Genomic DNA, 17,239 nt, shown 5'->3' with positions numbered 1-17,239 from the left:
GCAGCGGTGACCCTCGTCCGCCAGCGGGCCGCCGCCTGCGGCCGCGCCGACCGGCCGACCCGGGACCCGGAGTCCGCCGCGGACGCCCGCGAGCTGGTCGCCGCGATGACCCTCACCCCGGGCGGGCAGTCCTCCGCGTCGGTGTACGAGACGGCGCGCCTGGTCAGCCTCGCGCCGTGGCTGACGCACCACGCCGAGCGGGTCGCGTACCTGCTCGCCGGCCAGCGCCCCGACGGCGCGTGGGGCGGCCCGCAGGGGTACGCCCTGGTGCCGACGCTGAGCGCCACCGAGGCACTGCTGACCGCGCTGCGCCGGGGTGACGCCGACCGGCTCGCGGGCACCCGCGCCGCCGAGCGGCTGGGCCGGGCCGTCGACGGCGGGCTGCGGGCCCTGCACCGGTGGCTCGCCGGCCCGGCCCCGTTCTCGCCGCCCGACCTGCCGGCCACCGACCTGACCGTCCCGGCGCTGGTCGGCTCGGTCGCCGCGCACCTCGACGCGGTGCGCGCCGACCCGCCGCCCGGCCTCGCCGCCTGGCGCGACGCCGGCCCGCTGCCCCTGCCGTCCGGGCTGGACGACGCCCGGCTCGACCGGGTCCGCGCGCTGGTCGCCTCCGGCGGCCCGCTGCCGGAGAAGCTGCTGCACGCCCTGGAGGTGGCCGGCCCGGCGGCCCGGCGGGCCGCCGGGGTGACCCCGGTGGGGCCCGGCACCGTGGGCGCGTCCCCGGCGGCGACGGCCGCCTGGCTCGGCGGGCCCGGGCCGGGGCCCGGTGCCGCCGCCGCGATGTCCTACCTGGAGGACGTCGCCCGCCAGCAGGGCGGCCCGGTGCCGTGCGCGACCGGGATCACCGTCTTCGAACGGGCCTGGTCGCTGAGCACCCTGAGCCGGGCGGGCATGACGCTGCCCGTGCCGCCCCGGCTGCTCGCCGGGCTCGCGGCCACCGTCGGCCCCGCCGGCACCGCCACCGCGCCCGGCCTGCCCGCCGACGCCGACACCACGGCGGTGACCCTCTACGCGCTGGCCCGCCTCGGCCGCCCCGTCGACCCGGCCAGCCTCTGGGGGTACGACACCGGTGAGCACTTCTGCACCTGGCCGGGGGAGGACGGCGCGTCGGTCACCACCAACGCCCACGTGCTCGACGCGTTCGGCTGGCACCTGGCCCACCGCGCGCCGGCCGACGCCCGGCTCACCGCCGTGACGCGGCGGCTCACCCGCTGGCTCGCCGACCGGCAGTCGTCCGACGGGGCGTGGACCGACCGCTGGCACGCCTCGCCCTACTACGCCACGAGCTGCGCGGTGCTCGCCCTGGCCGGTCACGGCCGGGGCCCGGCCGCCGTGGGCGCGGTGACCCGGGCCGCCGACTGGGTGCTCGCCGGGCAGCGCGCCGACGGCTCCTGGGGACGGTGGGGCGGCACGGTCGAGGAGACCGCGTACGCGGTGCAGGTCCTGCGCGCCGCCCGGTCCGCCGCGCCGGCCGCCGTCGAGGCGGCGCTGGGGCGGGCACGGCGCTACCTGGCCACGATGGAGGGACGCGACGGTGCGCCCGCGCTCTGGCACGACAAGGACCTCTACCGCCCCGTCGTGATCGTCCGCGCCGCCGTCGCCGCGGCCCGTCATCTCGTCCGCGCCGGGGCCTCTGGTGACGCCTTCACCGGGCCCGGGTACGGCAGGACCCCCTTGATCAGTGCCGCTTGAGTGAACAAACCGACACTGCTAGCGTGCGCGCGTGGTCGACGGTGTACCGGCCACACGCGCTCCGGCAGCCCTCCGAACAGCCGGCCAGGACGGTGTGATGCGTTCCCGCAGTACGAATCTCCGTACGAAAATCGTCGCTCTGCTGGCGTCGCTCGTCGCGCTCTGGGCCTTCGCGGCGTGGGTGACCCTGCGGGACGGCGCCAACCTGCTCGGGGTGCAGGCGCTCAACGAGTCGGTGTCCGAGCCGAGCGAGGCGCTGGTGCTCCAGCTCCAGCGGGAACGGAAGCTGTCGCTGGCCTACCTGGGGCGGCCGGACGAGACGCGGCGGGAGGCGCTCGGCGCGGAACGGCGGCGCACCGACGAGCTGGCGTCGACGTTCCGCGAGTCGTCCACCAGCTGGCGGGCCACCGTCGCCGCCAGCGACACGCTGAAGCAGCGCCTCGACGCGGTCTACGGGCAGCTGTCCCGGCTGGGCGAGACCCGCTCCGGGGTGGACGCCCGCAGCGTCGACCGGTCGTCGACCCTCGCCGCGTACGGGCAGGTGGTGCGGTCCATCTTCGACGTCTACTCGGCCCTCGGCCTCCTCGACGACCAGCAGGTGGGCGAGGACACCACCGCCCTGATCGAGCTCAACCGCGCCCGTGAGCTGCTGTCCCAGGAGGACGCCATGCTCACCGGCGCGCTCTCGGCGGGGCGGATGACCGCGGCGGAACGGTCCCAGCTCGCCCAGCTCATCGGCGCGCAGCGGTTCGCGGCCGACCTGGCGGTGAGCCGGCTGCCCGCCGCCGACCGGGAACGCTACGACGCGATGGTCGGCGGCGAGGCGTTCGAGAACCTGCGCGACCTGGAGGACGGCATCCTGGAGGGCCGGGGCGCCGACCCCCGGCTGGGCTTCGAGGCCGCCGACTGGGACGCGGCGGTGGCACCCGCGTTGGCCCAGTGGAGCCAGGTCGTGATCGCCGGCGGCGACGACGTGGTGGAGCGGGCCACCCCGGTCGCCGTCACGGTGATCATCCGCCTGGTGCTCGCCACGGGCCTGGGCCTGCTCGCCGTCGTCGCGTCGATCATCGTGTCGATCACCACGGCCCGGGTGCTGCTGCGGCAGCTGGAGCGGCTGCGCGACGCGGCGTTCACCCTGGCCAACGACCGGCTGCCCAGCGTGGTGGAGCGGCTCGGTCACGGCGAGGACGTGGACGTGGCCCGGGAGGCCCCACCGCTGGAGTTCGGCGACGACGAGGTCGGCCAGGTGGGCAAGGCGTTCAACGCGGTCCAGGAGACCGCGCTGCGCACCGCCGTCGAGCAGGCGGAGCTGCGCCGCAACGTCCGCGAGGTCTTCCTCAGCCTGGCCCGGCGCACCCAGGCGCTGGTGCACCGCCAGCTCACCCTGCTCGACGCGATGGAGCGCCGGGAACAGGACGCCGAGGAACTGGAGGACCTGTTCCGGGTCGACCACCTCGCCACCCGGATGCGGCGCAACGCCGAGAACCTGATCGTGCTCTCCGGCTCCACGCCGGGCCGGGCCTGGCGGCGCAACGTCCCGATGGTCGACGTGGTCCGCGGCGCGGTCGCCGAGGTGGAGGACTACACCCGGGTCAACGTGCTGCCGCTGGGCAACGTCTCGCTGGCGGGCCGGGCGGTCGGCGACATCATCCACCTGCTGGCCGAGCTGATCGAGAACGGGCTGTCGTTCTCGCCGCCGCACACCACCGTGGAGGTGCGCGGCCAGGCGGTGGCCAACGGCTTCGTCATCGAGATCGAGGACCGAGGCCTCGGCATGAGCGAGGAGGACCTCGCCGCCGCGAACCACCGGATCGTGGACCGCTCCGAACTCAACCTGGCCAACGCCGCCCGGCTCGGCCTCTACGTGGTCAGCCGCCTCACCGACCGGCACGGCGTGCGGGTGCAGCTGAAGGAGTCGGCGTACGGGGGCACCACCGCGGTCGTGCTGATTCCGGCGGAGCTGGTGACCGACTCCGGCGGGGCCGGCGGACCCGGGCGCACCGGCAGGACCGACCCGTCCGCGCCGGTCGTGGCGGCCCGGCCGGGCCCGTCGGGCGACCGGCCGGCGGCCCGCCCGGTCGCACCGGTGGCCCTGGCGGAGGCCCCGACGGCCCCGGCCGCCGGGCCGTCCGTCGAGGACGACGGCACGCCGGGCCTGCCCACCCGCGCCCGGCCCCGCACCGCCGGCCCGGCACCGGCCGCCCCGGGCGGGGAGACCGAGCTTCCGGTACGCTCCCGGCGTCCCGCCGGGCAGTCGGCGCTGGACGCGCCGACCGTGCCGACCGGGCTCCCGATCACCACGCCCCGGCCGGCCGGCGGCGGTGCGGCACCGGGCTCCACGGTGGAGCGCCCGGAGCCGGCCGAGCGGCCCGCCGGGACCACCACCGACGGCGAGACCGCGCCCGACGCCCCCGCCCCCGCCCCCGCCCCGGCGCCCGCGCCGGTGCAGCGGACCGGCTCCGGGCTGCCGGTGCGCGTGCGACAGGCCAACATCGTGCCGGAGTTGCGCGAGGACCCGGCCGCGCAGCCCGACGAGGAGGAGGACACGGTCCGGGTGCCGGAGCAGGTCCTCAAGATGATGAGCTCCTACCAGCGCGGCACCCGACGGGGCCGCACCGACGCGGCCCGCCTGCTCGGTGGGGCCGGCGGCGCGGAGCCCACCGGCGGTTCCGGCGACGACGCCGACGGGCACGAGGCGACCTGAGGACGAGCACGAGGCTACGTGAGGCGGCGCGGACGACCCGCGCCCGTGGCGGGACGGCAGGTCCCAGACGACAAACGGCGACACCAGCCGGGGGAGAAGAGGACGACGAGTGGGGCAGAAGACGGCTTCGAGTGCCGATCTGACGTGGTTGCTGGATGATCTGGTCGGCCGGGTGAAGCAGGCCGAGCACGCGGTCGCGCTCTCCACAGACGGCCTGCTGATGGCCTCGTCGCAGGGCCTGAGCCGGGACGACGGGGAGCACCTCGCCGCGATGGCGGCCGGCATCCAGAGCCTGGCCCGGGGCGCGGGGAAGCGGTTCGGCGGCGGCCAGGTGCAGCAGACCATCATCGAGATGCAGTCGTCGTTCCTGTTCGTCACCGCCGCCGGCCGCAACGCGTGCCTCGCGGTGCTGGCCTCCGAGGACGCCGACGTCGGCCTCATCGCCTACGAGATGGCCATGCTGGTGACCCGGGTCGGCAAGTACGTGGCCTCCCCGACCCGGCTTCCCGAGCAGCCGGTCGGCGAGAAGTAGCCGCCATGACGGTGCCGGGGGAGTCCACGGAGGAACGGTGGGTCGACGACCACGCCGGGCCGGTGGTCCGACCGTACGCGGTGACCGGTGGCCGGGCGCGCCCGGTCACCGGCACGTTCGACCTGATCTCCCTGGTGACGGCCACCCGGTCGGAGGTGTCACCGGAGGTCGGGCTGGGCCCGGAGCACCTGGCCATCGTCGCGCTCTGCCAGCGGATCCAGTCCGTGGCGGAGGTCGCCGCCCACCTGGACCTGCCGGTGGGTACGATCCGGGTTCTGCTCGGCGACCTGATGGCGCGCGACCTCGTGCAGGTACGCGAGCCGCGGACGACTGCGGGCCTTCCCGACGACAGCATCTTCGAGGCGGTTATCAATGGACTACGGGCCCTCTGAGCGGCCGGCGGGAGCCGTGCCGCTGCCCACCGCGATCAAGATCCTGGTCGCGGGCGGCTTCGGCGTCGGCAAGACCACGATGGTCGGTGCGGTCAGCGAGACGCGACCGTTGCGGACGGAGGAGGTGCTCACCGAGACCGGGGTCGGCATCGACGACCTGTCCGGGGTGGAGGGCAAGACGACCACCACCGTCGCGATGGACTTCGGCCGGATCACGATCAGCGACGACCTGGTGCTCTACCTGTTCGGCACGCCGGGTCAGGACCGGTTCTGGTTCGTCTGGGACGAGCTGGCGCTCGGCGCGCTCGGCGCGGTGGTGCTCGCCGACACCCGACGGCTGGCCGACTGCTTCCCGTCGATCGACTACTTCGAGGGGCGCGGCACCCCGTTCGTGGTCGCGGTGAACTGCTTCGAGGGCGCCCGCCGCTACCGGCTCGACGAGGTGCAGGCCGCCCTCAACCTCGACCCGGGGGTGCCGGTGCTGCTCTGTGACGCGCGGCAGCGGGAGTCGAGCAAGGAGGTGCTCATCACGCTGATGGAGCACGCGCTGAAGATCCGGGAGTCCCGCCGCCGCGCCGCCGGCGGCTGAGCCCCGACACGCAAAGGGCCCCTTGCCGACGGACATCCGCCGGCAAGGGGCCCTTTCTTGCGCTCAGCTGGCGATCATGCGGCGCAGGACGTACTGCAGGATGCCGCCGTGGCGGTAGTAGTCCGCCTCGCCCGGGGTGTCGATGCGGACCACCGCGTCGAACTCGACGCCGGTGTCGGTGCTGACCTTCACCGTGCGCGGGGTCTCGCCGTCGTTCAGCGCGGTCACGCCGCTGATCGAGAACGTCTCCGTGCCGGTCAGGCCCAGCGACTCGGCGGTGGTGTCCACCGGGAACTGCAGCGGCAGGACGCCCATGCCGATCAGGTTCGACCGGTGGATCCGCTCGTACGACTCGGCGATGACCGCCTTCACGCCGAGCAGCATGGTGCCCTTGGCCGCCCAGTCCCGCGACGAGCCGGAGCCGTATTCCTTGCCGGCCAGGATGACCAGCGGGACGCCCGCCTCCTGGTAGGCGGTGGAGGCGTCGTAGATGGTGGTCTGCTCGCCGGTGAGGTGGTTGACGGTGAAGCCGCCCTCGACGCCCGGCACGAGCTGGTTGCGCAGCCGGATGTTGGCGAAGGTGCCCCGGATCATCACCTCGTGGTTGCCCCGGCGGGAGCCGTACGAGTTGAACTCGTGGCGCGGCACGCCGTGCTCGGCCAGGTACTTCCCGGCGGGGGAGTCGGCCTTGATCGAGCCGGCCGGGGAGATGTGGTCGGTGGTGACCGAGTCGCCCAGCTTGGCCAGCACGCGGGCCCCGGCGATGTCGGCCACCGGCTGCGGGTCCTTCGCCATGCCCTCGAAGTACGGGGGCTTGCGGACGTAGGTGCTCTCGCCCTCCCAGGCGAACGTGTCGCCGGTCGGGGTCGGCAGCGACTGCCACCGCTCGTCGCCGGCGAACACGTCGGCGTACGCGGCGCTGAAGCCGGTCGCGCCGATCGCCTGGGCGATGGCGTCCTGGATCTCGGCGCTGTTGGGCCAGATGTCGCGCAGGTAGACGGGCTCGCCCGCGCTGTCCTCGCCGATCGGCTCGTTGGCCAGGTCGATGTCCATCGTGCCGGCCAGCGCGTACGCCACCACCAGCGGCGGGGACGCCAGGTAGTTCATCTTCACGTCCGGGTTGATCCGGCCCTCGAAGTTGCGGTTGCCGGACAGCACCGAGACGACGGCGAGGTCGCCCTCGTTGACGGCGGCGGAGACCTCCTCCGGCAGCGGGCCGGAGTTGCCGATGCAGGTGGTGCAGCCGTACCCGACCAGGTTGAAGCCGAGCTTGTCCAGGTAGGGGGTGAGGCCGGCGCGGTCGTAGTAGTCCATGACGACCTTCGAGCCCGGCGCGAGGGTGGTCTTCACCCACGGCTTGCGGGCCAGGCCCTTGTCGACGGCGTTGCGGGCCAGCAGCGCCGCCCCGATCATCACCTGCGGGTTGGAGGTGTTGGTGCAGGAGGTGATCGCGGCGATCACCACCGCGCCGTGGTCCAGCTCGTACTCCACGCCGTCGGTGCCGGTGACCTGGACCGGGTTGCTGGCCCGGCCACCCGCGCCCACGGCGGCGGTGACCAGGTCGCGCGGCGCGTCGGCCGGGTCGTTGACCCCGTTGGCCGGGGAGTCGCTGGCCGGGAAGGACTCGGCGGACGCCTCGTCGGCCGGGCCGTCGGTGCCGAACGGCTTCTCCTGCTGCGGCACGCCGGGCTTGCGGCCGGCGTCGCCGCCGGTGGCGTCGGCGGCGACGTAGTCGGTCAGCGCCGAGCGGAACAGCGTCTTGGCGCTGCCCAGCGGCACCCGGTCCTGCGGGCGCTTCGGGCCGGCCAGGGACGGCTCGATGGTGCCCAGGTCCAGCTCCAGGCGCTCCGAGTAGTCCGGTTCGGCGGCCGGGTCGTGCCAGAGGCCCTGCTCCTTGGCGTACGCCTCGACGAGCGCTACCTGCTGCGGGTCGCGCCCGGTCAGCTCCAGGTAGCGGACGGTCTCGGCGTCGATCGGGAAGATCGCCACGGTGGAGCCGTACTCCGGCGACATGTTGCCGATGGTGGCCCGGTTGGCCAGCGGCACGGCGCTCACGCCGGGGCCGTAGAACTCGACGAACTTGCCGACGACGCCGTGCTTGCGCAGCATCTCGGTGATGGTGAGCACCAGGTCGGTGGCGGTGGTGCCGGCGGGCATCTCGCCGTGCAGCTTGAAGCCGACGACCCGGGGGATCAGCATGCTGACCGGCTGGCCGAGCATCGCGGCCTCGGCCTCGATGCCGCCGACGCCCCAGCCCAGGACGCCCAGGCCGTTGACCATCGTGGTGTGCGAGTCGGTGCCGACCACGGTGTCCGGGTACGCCTGGCCGCCGCGCTCCATGATGGTGCGGGCCAGGTACTCGATGTTGACCTGGTGCACGATGCCGGTGCCCGGCGGGACGACCTTGAACTCGTTGAACGCGGTCTGGCCCCAGCGCAGGAACTGGTAGCGCTCCTTGTTGCGCTCGTACTCCAGCTCGACGTTGCGCTCGAAGGCGTCCTCACGGCCGAACAGGTCGGCGATGACCGAGTGGTCGATGACCAGCTCGGCGGGCGCGAGGGGGTTGACCTTGGTGGCGTCGCCGCCGAGGTCGCGGACCGCCTCGCGCATGGTGGCCAGGTCGACCACGCAGGGTACGCCCGTGAAGTCCTGCATCAGCACCCGCGCCGGGGTGAACTGGATCTCCACGCTCGGGTCGGCGGTCGCGTCCCAGCCGCCGAGCTGGCGGATGTGGTCGGCGGTGATGTTCGCGCCGTCCTCGGTCCGCAGCAGGTTCTCCAGCAGGATCTTCAGGCTGTAGGGGAGCCGTTCGTGCCCCTCCACCTTGCTGATCTTGAAAATCTCGTAGCTCGCGTCTCCGACGCGTAGCTGGGTCTTCGCACCGAAGGTGTCGAGGCTCGCCACGTCGTACTCCTTCACACCAGCGACCGTGAGTAGTCCTGAGCAGTCTGTCGCACCGGCCGGGGCGACGCCCCGGTTAGGTGACACTTACCGCGATTCCCGTTTCAACAAAACCGTACGTCCGTCTTGCTAGTCGCGCAACCTCGCGCCAGGCTTCGGGACGCGCCCGCACCGCCCGCCCGGGTGGCCCGGCGGCGGAGGGGCCGCCGCGCCCCGGCAACCCGGGTAGGGTTCGAGGCCGGACCTGAAGGGATGCGCCGTGGTCGACGTACAGCACTGGCTGACCGCGCTGCCCCCGGTCGCGGTCTACCTGATCGTCGCCGGGGTGATCGGCGTGGAGAGCATGGGCGTCCCGCTGCCCGGCGAGATCGTCCTGGTCAGCTCCGCCCTGCTCGCCGCCACCGGCGTCGTGCAACCCGAGTGGGTGGCCGTCGCCGCGGCGTTCGGCGCGATCATCGGCGACTCCATCGGGTATGCGGTGGGCCGCCGGGGCGGCCGACCCCTGCTCGCCCGGCTGGGCCGGCGCTTTCCGAAACACCTCGGCCCCGCGCAGCTCGCCCGCGCCGAGCAGAGCTTCGCCCGGCACGGCGTGTGGGCCGTCTTCTTCGGCCGGTTCGTGGCGCTGCTGCGCATCCTCGCCGGCCCCCTGGCCGGCGCGCTGCACGTGCCGTACCGGCGGTTCCTGCTGGCCAACGCGGCCGGCGGCCTGGTCTGGGCCTTCGGCACCACCTACCTGCTCTACAGCGTCGGGCGGGCCGCCGAGCACTGGCTCAAGGACATCTCCTGGGCGGGGCTGGTCCTCGCCGTCCTCGCCGGCCTCGGCAGCACCTGGTGGCTGCGGCGGCGGGCCCGCCGCCTGGAGCAGGCGGACGCCTCCGGCGAGGCCGAGCCGGTCGGCGCGACCGCCGGCGACCGCTGACGCGGCGGCTGGTCACCGGCCCAGCAGGGGCGCGACCACGTCGATCCGGTTGGTCCACACCCCGCCCGTCCAGCCCGCCGGGATCGCGTCGACGTCGTCGGGGTCGTCGAAGCCCTCCGAGAACTCGCCCGACCCGTTCACCACGATCACCCGCGTGTCCGCCTCCCGCATCCGGGACACGAACCGGTTCGGCCAGCCCCACATCAGCCGCCCGTAGCGCTGCGGCAGGTGCAACTGCCGGTGGCGGCAGGCGTCGGGGACGTGCCCCGTCCAGCCGATGGCCAGGTACGCCACCATGCAGTCCTGCATGATCTTCTTCGAGGTGACCCGGACGTCGGGCAGCCGGGCGGCGAACGCGGCCACCGCCAGGTCGCCGCCGTACACGGTGAGGGTGTCGCGCCGCTGCTGCGGCAGCGGCGCCAGGAGGTCGGCCAGCGCCTCGCCCTCGGCGGCCCCCTCGACCTTCAGGTGGATCAGCAGCTCCCGGCCGGGGAACTCGGCCAGCACCTCCTCGACCGTCGGGAGCAGCCCGACCCCCCTGCCCCGGAACGGGAACGTCTTCCCGCCGTCGCTGGTGTAGCCGTAGCCGAGGTCGAGCCCGCGCAGCTCGGCGAGCGTGTGCTCGCGCACCGTCCCCGTGCCGTCGGTGCGGCACTGCAACGTGGCGTCGTGGAAGACCGCCAGGCGGCCGTCGCGGGTCACCTGCGCGTCGAACTCCACCAGGTCGGCGTCCGCCGCGAACGCCGCCCGCATCGACGCGAGCGTGTTCTCCAGGTACGGGTGCTGCGGCGGGTGGATGCGCTCGGCGGTGCAGGTGTCGTTGGTGACGCCGGCCAGGTCGTAGGTCTGGGCCAGCCCCCGGTGCGCCAGCAGGAACGGCCCGCCCGGTGGCCGACCGGCCAGTGTGGAGCTGTTGCCGACGTACAGGCCGGCGGCGGCCAGCAGCACGACGGCCAGCGCGATCGCGAGCCGGCGTCGCCACCGCCGACCCCGGCCCGGCCGCTTGTCGCCCGGCGTGTTGTCGCTTGCGGCAGATCCCGTTCCCCGTTCTGTCACCGAAGCAGTCTGCCAGCGGGCGCGGACCGTCAGAGATCGGCACCGGCAACTGCGTGTTTCCGTAACTTCTGGTAGTCGGCGTGATCACAATGAGGATTGGGTCTCATCGGAAATTGACGGCCCTGGCCCGCACAGCAGGAGGCATTCATGAGCGATGCGCAGACCAGCGTCGGAGACTGGGACGGCGTTCCGCTGCTGCCTGCGCCGCCGGCTACCACGGGCGGCCCCGAGTGGTTCGAGCTGCCGGAAAGCACCTGGGGTGCGCTGATCGGCTGGGTCGCCGGTACTGCCAGGATGGCCCGTGTCCTGGACGATCTGGAGTCGCACCTGACGGTCGTCTCGACGAGCGGCCCGGCCGGCGACGGCTGGGAGGTGCGACCGCGCACGGTGGAGGAGCAGGCCCTCGTCGACGACAGCATCAACGAGTACCTGCAAGCCTGCGGGGCCCCGGCCCGTCCCTCCGGGTACCGATGGTTCCTGCGCCTCCCGGCCGGCTACAACGAGGCCCGGTTGTGGGCCGAAGTGGGCGAAGGTCAGTCCCCGTCGGCGATCTTTCCGGCCGACGTCGCCCCCCGAGTCGCCGAGATCGTGGCCAGGATGTACGGGGGTGCTGGCCGATAGTCGCCGGTTCTGTCTGGTCCAGGATGGCAAGTTCGCGTACGTCCGTGTGCTCGGTCATCGCGCCACTCCGGTGGCCTCCGCCAGCGCGAGCAGGTGTGGATCCGGCCGGCTCGCGGCGGCCAGCGCACCGGCCAGCGCGGTCCGCCCGGCGGGCCTGATCCGCACCTCGGCGGGCACCAGGCGGTCCGCGTGCAGCAGCGCCCCGCCCGCCCCGGCCGCGTCGCCAACACGCAGGTACGCGCCGGTCACGTCGACCAGGTGCGCGGCCCGGTGCTCGATCGGCAGCCGTTGCCAGCCCGGGTCACCGACCAAGGCTTCGTGAGCGACGACCGCGCGCCGGCCGTCCCCAAGCATCGATGCGGTCGCGACCCGGGCGGCGTCGACTGCTGCCCGCTCCGGCCCGCCCGGCTCGATGACCGCTGCGGCGTCGTCGAGCATCTCGTTCGCCGTCGATCGGTCGCCGGCCTCAGCGGCGGCCAGCGCGGCCTGAAGCAACGCCGCCGCGCACGCCGCCCGCTCGGCGGCAGTGCCCCCGCCCGGCTCCAGCGGGGCGACCTGGTGCGCGGCGACGATGGTCGTCTCGAACGCGGCCTGCTGCCGGCCGGCTGCGCGCAGGGCCTGGCCGAGCGGGACGGCGGCGAGCGCCGCCAGCACCGGATCGTCGCCAGCAACGGCCAGCGCCCGGTCGGCGGCCAGCCAGGCCAGCTCGGCAGCGCCGAGCTTCACCAGCACGAACGCGATGAGCCGGTACGCCTGGAGGAGCTGCTCGGCCTGCCCGCCACCGGCGAGCCGGTGCCCGTCGACGAGCAGGGCGGGGGCGAGCCGGAGCAGATCGACGTACCGGCCGTGCCCGTAGGTCGCACCCGCGTGCGCCACCCGCGCCCGGTAGACGACCGGATCGGTCGGGGCGGCCGGTGCGCGTAGCAGGCCCGGATGGCGCGTGAGTGCGGCCCGGACCACCTCGACGCCATCGGCAGCCGGCTCACGCTCGGGCCCGACGGCCCCGTCGCGGGCGATCAGCAGATCCGGGTCGATACGCAGCACTGCGGCGACCTCCCGCAGGGTCGACACCCTGTCCAGGGCGCGGACGCCCCGCTCGACCTTGTCCACCCACGACTTCGACCTGCCCAGCCGGTCGGCGAACACCTGCTGCGACATGTTGCGCCGGCCCCGCCAGTACGCCACCCGGCGACCCACCGGCAGCTCATCCACCCTGCACCAGCCGAGCCACGATGCGCGCCGAGTTGGCGTTCGCCCACGGCCAGCACCGCTTCCGGGTGCCGCAGACCGGGCACCGGCCGTCGCGCTGCCGGTGGGCGTCCAGGTCCCGCTGCCACCACGGCGCCTCCAGGTCGCTGACGACCTGACTCACCGGTCGGCCCTGCCGTCGTTGGACTCGTGGCCGAGAGTCACGGTCGGGACGACCTCGGTCGGTTGGCAGTGCTGCGGGGTGGTGCGCGCGGCCTGGGCGTCGGTGAGGAGCTGCCGACGGGCGACCGCCTGCTCGGCAGCCTGGATGCGCTGCCCGGTCCCGGGCGGCGGGGTCGGGTCAGATCGTCGTAGTAGCCATCGCACGATGCTTCGCAGCTCCGACCAGATCGCCATACCGCCACCTAACGCCTTCCGGGTTTGTGGCAGCGGCTGCTCATGTGGAAGGACCGGCCGCCGCCGCGCTTCTGGGGGCGGCCTGTCACCTGGGAAGCAACAGCGCCCGCTCTACCTCGCTGGACACGGCGCGGCTGGTTCCCGTGCTGTCGCCGCGCCATCACAGAAAGTAGGCGGCTCCACGCCATTCACGTATTGCTACCGGTTATGCGGTGATAGTGATGTCCAGGCGTCGGGCGAGAACCCTGAGTTCCTTCGACACGGCCCGTCGGCGGGCCCGGCGGACCATTGCCGACACCGCGTCCCGAGCGAGCGGGTTCAGGATGAACAGCGACGGGGCGATGTGTTCTGCCCGGGTGAAGGCAACCTCCGCCTCCCGGTCCTTGCGGCCGGACTGCGCAAGGGCCCGCCCGAGGTCCATCCAGTACGCCTGCCGGCGATTGGCGATCGGTAGCGCATCCACGTTGACGGTCCGGGCCAGATCGATCACTTCCGCGTGGTCACCGGACTCTCCGGCGATGGCCATTCGCCACAGCACGACGTTGGTCGGCCCGAAGCACATGGTGTTGAACCCCCCGTCCCGTGGGGGGTCACCGAGGGTCGCCGCCTCCCGCTCCGCTTCGGACAGGTGGTCGGCTGCGGTGCTGGTCTGCCCGTCGACCGCAGAACGCAGCGCAGCGGCCAGGTGTAGTTGCCCGAGGACCTGCCGCACGTCCCGGTCCGTGGCGTGTGGTTGCAGGTCGGTCATGGTCCGGCCGGCGGCGCGCGCGGCGACTCCGGCTGCTTCGACGGGCAGGGCCTGCGCGTATGCGAACCGGGCCGCGCCCCGCCACGCGTGGTGCTCGACGTCCTCGGCGGCGGCCTGGGCGATGCGGGCCGCGTCGACGGCCAGGTGCCGGTGCCCGAGGTGCCGCAGGCAGGTCGACGTCAGGTAGGCCGCTTCGGCGAGCAGGACTCCGCCATGGGCGGAGGCTTCCGCGAGGAGCCCGGGGAGGGTCCGGGCCATGCGAATGTAGTCGGCGCTGAGGCGCAGGTTGTTTGTGGCATGGAGGGACGCGACAGTCTGTTCCCGGCTGTCGGCGGGCTTGCGCCGGTCACCGTCGCTGATCTCCAGCAGGGCAGCCCAGATGGCGGGTACCGCGTCTGCGGCACCGGTCTTCGCCGGGTCGGTCGGATCGCCGGGCTGGTCGAGCAGGTCGGCGACCGTGACCTGTAGGGCAGAAGCGATGGCGATCAGCGTGGACCGGCTGTCGATGCTGCGATGCCCGGCTTCGATCTGCGAAATGTACGGCTGTGAAAGGCCGGCGAGGCCGGCGAGTACAGCTTGGGTCATGCCACCCCGGCGTGCCCGCCAATACTTGATGCGCGTGCCGATGGTGTCGGTCGACATTCTGGCACCTCTCCCCAGGTAGCGGTCTGGGCAGTGAGCCGTCGACCCGCTACCACCGGCGGCTCCACCGTCTGCAACGGTACGCCCCCGTACGGTTACCCGGCTCGATGCGAGTGAGGCAGTCGTGGCCCACGGACTGTGGGCGCGCCGCCAACCGGAGACCGAGCGGCATCCGGGGGAGCGCCGTCAACCGGGACGACCCGGCCAAGGTCGTGCTCGATCCTGGATCGAGTGGCCTCCCATTCCGGACGTTGCCACTCTTTCCGTGATCGAGCGTGACCTTGTTCCGCTGGTCAGGCGGGCCCGTCGGTCAGGCCGGTCCGTCGGTCAGGCCGGGTTGTCGGGCGGCGGGGTGCCGACCGCGCCGGTGGCGGTGGCCTCCGCGTGCCGGTCGCGCAGCCGGGCCCGGATCTCCTCCGGGGTGTACGCCCGTCGCCGCCGCTCGGCGCGGGCCACGACCACGCCGGTGGCGGCGACACCCGCGAGACCGGCCAGCCCGAGCCACTTCCACCACTGCATCCGTTGCCGCATGCGCCTAGGGTAGACGTTCATGAGCAAGCAGAACGGCGGGGCGACGGCATGAGCATCGGCCTGGACGAGGCCGTGGAGCTGACCCGCACCGGCGACGTGTGGGTGTTCCGGGGTCGCAGCGTGCCCGACCGCGCCATCCAGTTCACCACCAACAGCCCGGTCAACCATGTCGGCATGGCGGTGGTCCTGGACGACCTGCCGCCGCTGATGTGGCACGCCGAGCTGGGCCGGTCGCTGCCGGACATGTGGACCGGCACCCACCATCGCGGGGTGCAGCTGCACGACCTGCGGGACGCGGTCTGCGTCTGGGCCAACCGGTACGGCCAGCGGGCCTGGCTGCGCCAGCTCGAACCGCCCGCCGACGCGGCGATGGAGCAGGCGGTGCTGCGCACCGTCGCCCGCCTCGACGGCACGCCGTTCCCGTCGACCGCCCAGCTCGCCTGGCGCTGGGCGCGGGGCCGGGTGCCGCAGGTGCGCCTGCCCCTGCCGCTGCCCGGCCGGCGGGACCGGGCGGCCGACCCGCAGGACCGGGGAGCCGGCCCGGCGGAGCGGGCAGTCGACCAGACGGACCGGGGGACCGGCCCGGCGGAGCGGCCGGGCGGGGTCGCGGTGCGGGACCGGGCGCTGGAGACGGCGTACTGCGCCGAGGTGGTCGCGGTGACGTACGAGGCGATGGGCCTGCTGCCGGCGGGCCGCCGGCCGAACTGGTACGACCCGGGCCGGTTCTGGAGCGGCGACGACCTGGGGCTGACCGGCGGGGCGCAGCTCGGCGCCGAGATCGAGGTGCGGATTCCGCCACGGTGAGCGACCGGGGCGGCGCGCTGCGCGGTGCCGCCGCCGACGGGGTTTGTCGGGGCGGACGCCCGGCAACTGACAGTCCCCGTGACAGCATCCACCGATCTCGACGCGCTGACCGACTTCTTCAACCGGTACGGCGTGGCCCTGACCACCGGCGACGTGGCGGCGGTCGCCGCCTGCTACGCCCTGCCGGGGCTGGTCGTCGCCGACACCTACAGTTTCTCGTTCGCGTCCCCGGCGGCGGTGGCGCTGTCGTTCGTCGGCGCGGCCCCCGACTACCACGAGCGTGAGCTGGTGGCGGCGCACGCGGTGATCGGGGACGTGCAGCCGGTCTCCGCGCTGTTGACCGAGGTCGCGGTGGAGTGGGAGTTCCTGGACGGCCGGGGACAGCGCGTTCCTGGCGAGCGGTACCGTTACCTGCTACGGAGTACCGACGACGGCCCCGCCATCTGTACGGTGATCCGCACCGCCTGACCGCGTCGCGGCGACCTTCGGGGTGCCCGCGGCATCGCCGGAACCGGGCTCACTGGACTGTTAGGACGGTTCAGTGGGCTCCGGCCCTTTCCGACATTGCCGTAGATCGCTACGCTCTCCCGGCGGGACCGATGAGGGAGGGACATGTCGGGCACACGTCGCGCGCAACCCACCCCTGGGACCAACGCCGCCATCGCCAGTTCACCCTGGATCGTGGTCTCGGTCGGGGTGGTGGTGATGGTGGTGCTGCTGTTCGTGGCGCTCGGCACGTACCGCAGCCGGGGTCCCGTCGGTGAGGCGTTCCCGGCCCCCGAGTGGACGATGCCGCTGCCGACGCTGCCGCCGACGGTGAGCCGGTCGGTGACCGAGCCGCCCGCGCCGGTGGTGCCGGGTCTCTCCCCGCGCTCGACCCTGTCGCCCAGCGGGGCGCAGCCCGCCGGGCAGGCCGTGGCGACGACCCCGGTCGGCGAGGGCGGCGCCGGCCCGCTGCCGGCGGAGCCGGCCGCCCCGCCGCCCGCCGCCCCGCCCGCGCCCGAACCCGAGCCGCCCGCCCCGACCACCCCGGCCAGGCCGCCCGCGTCGCCGTCGGTCAGCGGCGCGTACCGGGTGATGAACTCCTACGACGGCGCGTTCATCGGCGAGGTGCTGGTGCGCAACGAGTCCCGGTCGCAGCGGGGCTGGACGGTCCGGATGACCTTCCCCGGTGCGCACCTGGTGACCGCCTGGATCGAGGGCGCCCCGCAGGGCCGGATCAGCCGCTCGGGCGACACGTGGACCTTCACCAGCGGCGTCGACCTGACCCCGGGTGCGTCGGTGCCGCTGCGGTTCCACTTCGACCAGACGCGGGCCACCCGCCCGACGACCTGCACCGTCGATGGGGCCGGCTGCTCCGGCCTGCGCTGACCGACCCCCTCGATCGTCACCGGCCGTGGCCGGCTCCTTCCTGTGCCGTGCGCACGCGGCTGCCCGTCCCCCAGGGCCCGCGTTCGCGTTGCCGTGCGCAGGCGCTTGCAAGATGACTGCTTTGTTGCGACT

General features: G+C 73.8%; 17 protein-coding genes. 10 read left to right on the top strand and 7 right to left on the bottom strand.

Going from position 1 to position 17,239, the window contains the following annotated elements; translation table 11 throughout:
- Window positions 1–6 precede the first annotated feature (6 nt).
- The 5 genes from LPU61_RS31735 to LPU61_RS12340 all read left to right on the top strand — a co-directional run bounded on the left by LPU61_RS31735 (window position 7) and on the right by LPU61_RS12340 (window position 5,909).
- Window positions 7–1,692, top strand: a complete 1,686-nt coding sequence (locus LPU61_RS31735) for a prenyltransferase/squalene oxidase repeat-containing protein (protein WP_374199656.1) — start codon at window positions 7–9, stop codon at window positions 1,690–1,692.
- Between the two features lie 97 nt (window positions 1,693–1,789).
- On the top strand, window positions 1,790–4,396 hold the full coding sequence (locus LPU61_RS12355; RefSeq protein WP_229404988.1) for a nitrate- and nitrite sensing domain-containing protein: 2,607 nt from the start codon (window positions 1,790–1,792) through the stop codon (window positions 4,394–4,396).
- Between the two features lie 109 nt (window positions 4,397–4,505).
- A complete protein-coding gene (locus LPU61_RS12350) occupies window positions 4,506–4,928 on the top strand; it encodes a roadblock/LC7 domain-containing protein (protein ID WP_007072006.1) in 423 nt (140 codons plus the stop codon).
- A 5-nt stretch (window positions 4,929–4,933) separates the two neighbouring features.
- Complete coding sequence (locus LPU61_RS12345; protein ID WP_043967572.1) at window positions 4,934–5,320, top strand: DUF742 domain-containing protein; 387 nt, start codon at window positions 4,934–4,936, stop codon at window positions 5,318–5,320.
- A complete protein-coding gene (locus LPU61_RS12340; protein ID WP_043967574.1) occupies window positions 5,301–5,909 on the top strand; it encodes an ATP/GTP-binding protein in 609 nt (202 codons plus the stop codon). Before LPU61_RS12345 ends, LPU61_RS12340 begins: the two co-directional genes overlap by 20 nt.
- 63 nt (window positions 5,910–5,972) lie before the next feature.
- On the opposite strand, the gene LPU61_RS12335 is transcribed toward LPU61_RS12340, so the two are convergent.
- Window positions 5,973–8,828, bottom strand: a complete 2,856-nt coding sequence (locus LPU61_RS12335; protein WP_229404987.1) for an aconitate hydratase — start codon at window positions 8,826–8,828, stop codon at window positions 5,973–5,975.
- Window positions 8,829–9,069: 241 nt separating this feature from the next.
- On the opposite strand from LPU61_RS12335, the gene LPU61_RS12330 reads away from it, so the two are divergent.
- Window positions 9,070–9,729 (top strand): DedA family protein, encoded by a 660-nt coding sequence (locus LPU61_RS12330; protein ID WP_229404986.1) that lies wholly within the window; start codon window positions 9,070–9,072, stop codon window positions 9,727–9,729.
- Window positions 9,730–9,741: 12 nt separating this feature from the next.
- Here LPU61_RS12330 and LPU61_RS12325 read toward each other — a convergent pair whose 3' ends face one another.
- On the bottom strand, window positions 9,742–10,785 hold the full coding sequence (locus tag LPU61_RS12325; RefSeq protein ID WP_229404985.1) for a glycerophosphodiester phosphodiesterase family protein: 1,044 nt from the start codon (window positions 10,783–10,785) through the stop codon (window positions 9,742–9,744).
- A 147-nt stretch (window positions 10,786–10,932) separates the two neighbouring features.
- Here LPU61_RS12325 and LPU61_RS12320 point away from each other — a divergent pair, with 147 nt between their 5' ends.
- Complete coding sequence (locus LPU61_RS12320; RefSeq protein ID WP_229404984.1) at window positions 10,933–11,406, top strand: DUF5956 family protein; 474 nt, start codon at window positions 10,933–10,935, stop codon at window positions 11,404–11,406.
- A gap of 54 nt (window positions 11,407–11,460) precedes the next feature.
- On the opposite strand, the gene LPU61_RS12315 is transcribed toward LPU61_RS12320, so the two are convergent.
- From LPU61_RS12315 to LPU61_RS12295, 5 genes are all read right to left on the bottom strand, one after another.
- Window positions 11,461–12,618, bottom strand: a complete 1,158-nt coding sequence (locus LPU61_RS12315) for a helix-turn-helix domain-containing protein (RefSeq protein ID WP_229404983.1) — start codon at window positions 12,616–12,618, stop codon at window positions 11,461–11,463.
- Window positions 12,611–12,778, bottom strand: coding sequence for a hypothetical protein (locus tag LPU61_RS12310; RefSeq protein WP_158499192.1), 168 nt, complete (start codon window positions 12,776–12,778; stop codon window positions 12,611–12,613). The genes LPU61_RS12315 and LPU61_RS12310 overlap by 8 nt, the downstream gene beginning before the upstream one ends.
- Window positions 12,775–13,011, bottom strand: a complete 237-nt coding sequence (locus LPU61_RS12305) for a hypothetical protein (protein ID WP_229404982.1) — start codon at window positions 13,009–13,011, stop codon at window positions 12,775–12,777. The genes LPU61_RS12310 and LPU61_RS12305 overlap by 4 nt, the downstream gene beginning before the upstream one ends.
- A 205-nt stretch (window positions 13,012–13,216) precedes the next feature.
- Window positions 13,217–14,401, bottom strand: a complete 1,185-nt coding sequence (locus tag LPU61_RS12300) for a helix-turn-helix domain-containing protein (protein ID WP_043967584.1) — start codon at window positions 14,399–14,401, stop codon at window positions 13,217–13,219.
- Window positions 14,402–14,728: 327 nt separating this feature from the next.
- The gene (locus LPU61_RS12295) at window positions 14,729–14,932 is read right to left on the bottom strand and encodes a hypothetical protein (RefSeq protein WP_229404981.1); all 204 of its coding nucleotides are present in this window, start codon (window positions 14,930–14,932) and stop codon (window positions 14,729–14,731) included.
- Window positions 14,933–14,980: 48 nt separating this feature from the next.
- Here LPU61_RS12295 and LPU61_RS12290 point away from each other — a divergent pair, with 48 nt between their 5' ends.
- From LPU61_RS12290 to LPU61_RS12280, 3 genes are all read left to right on the top strand, one after another.
- Window positions 14,981–15,736: a hypothetical protein gene (locus tag LPU61_RS12290; RefSeq protein WP_229404980.1), complete on the top strand. Its 756-nt coding sequence runs from the start codon at window positions 14,981–14,983 to the stop codon at window positions 15,734–15,736.
- A 78-nt stretch (window positions 15,737–15,814) separates the two neighbouring features.
- Window positions 15,815–16,204, top strand: coding sequence for a hypothetical protein (locus tag LPU61_RS12285; protein WP_043967588.1), 390 nt, complete (start codon window positions 15,815–15,817; stop codon window positions 16,202–16,204).
- Window positions 16,205–16,348: 144 nt separating this feature from the next.
- Window positions 16,349–17,107 (top strand): cellulose binding domain-containing protein, encoded by a 759-nt coding sequence (locus LPU61_RS12280; protein ID WP_043967590.1) that lies wholly within the window; start codon window positions 16,349–16,351, stop codon window positions 17,105–17,107.
- Window positions 17,108–17,239 lie beyond the last annotated feature (132 nt).

It is taken from the genome of Micromonospora sp. NBRC 110038, assembly GCF_020884815.1.
GTDB classification, from domain to species: domain Bacteria; phylum Actinomycetota; class Actinomycetes; order Mycobacteriales; family Micromonosporaceae; genus Micromonospora; species Micromonospora haikouensis.
Note: the sequence above shows the minus strand (reverse complement) of the source record. Positions and strands in the feature narration are given on the sequence as shown.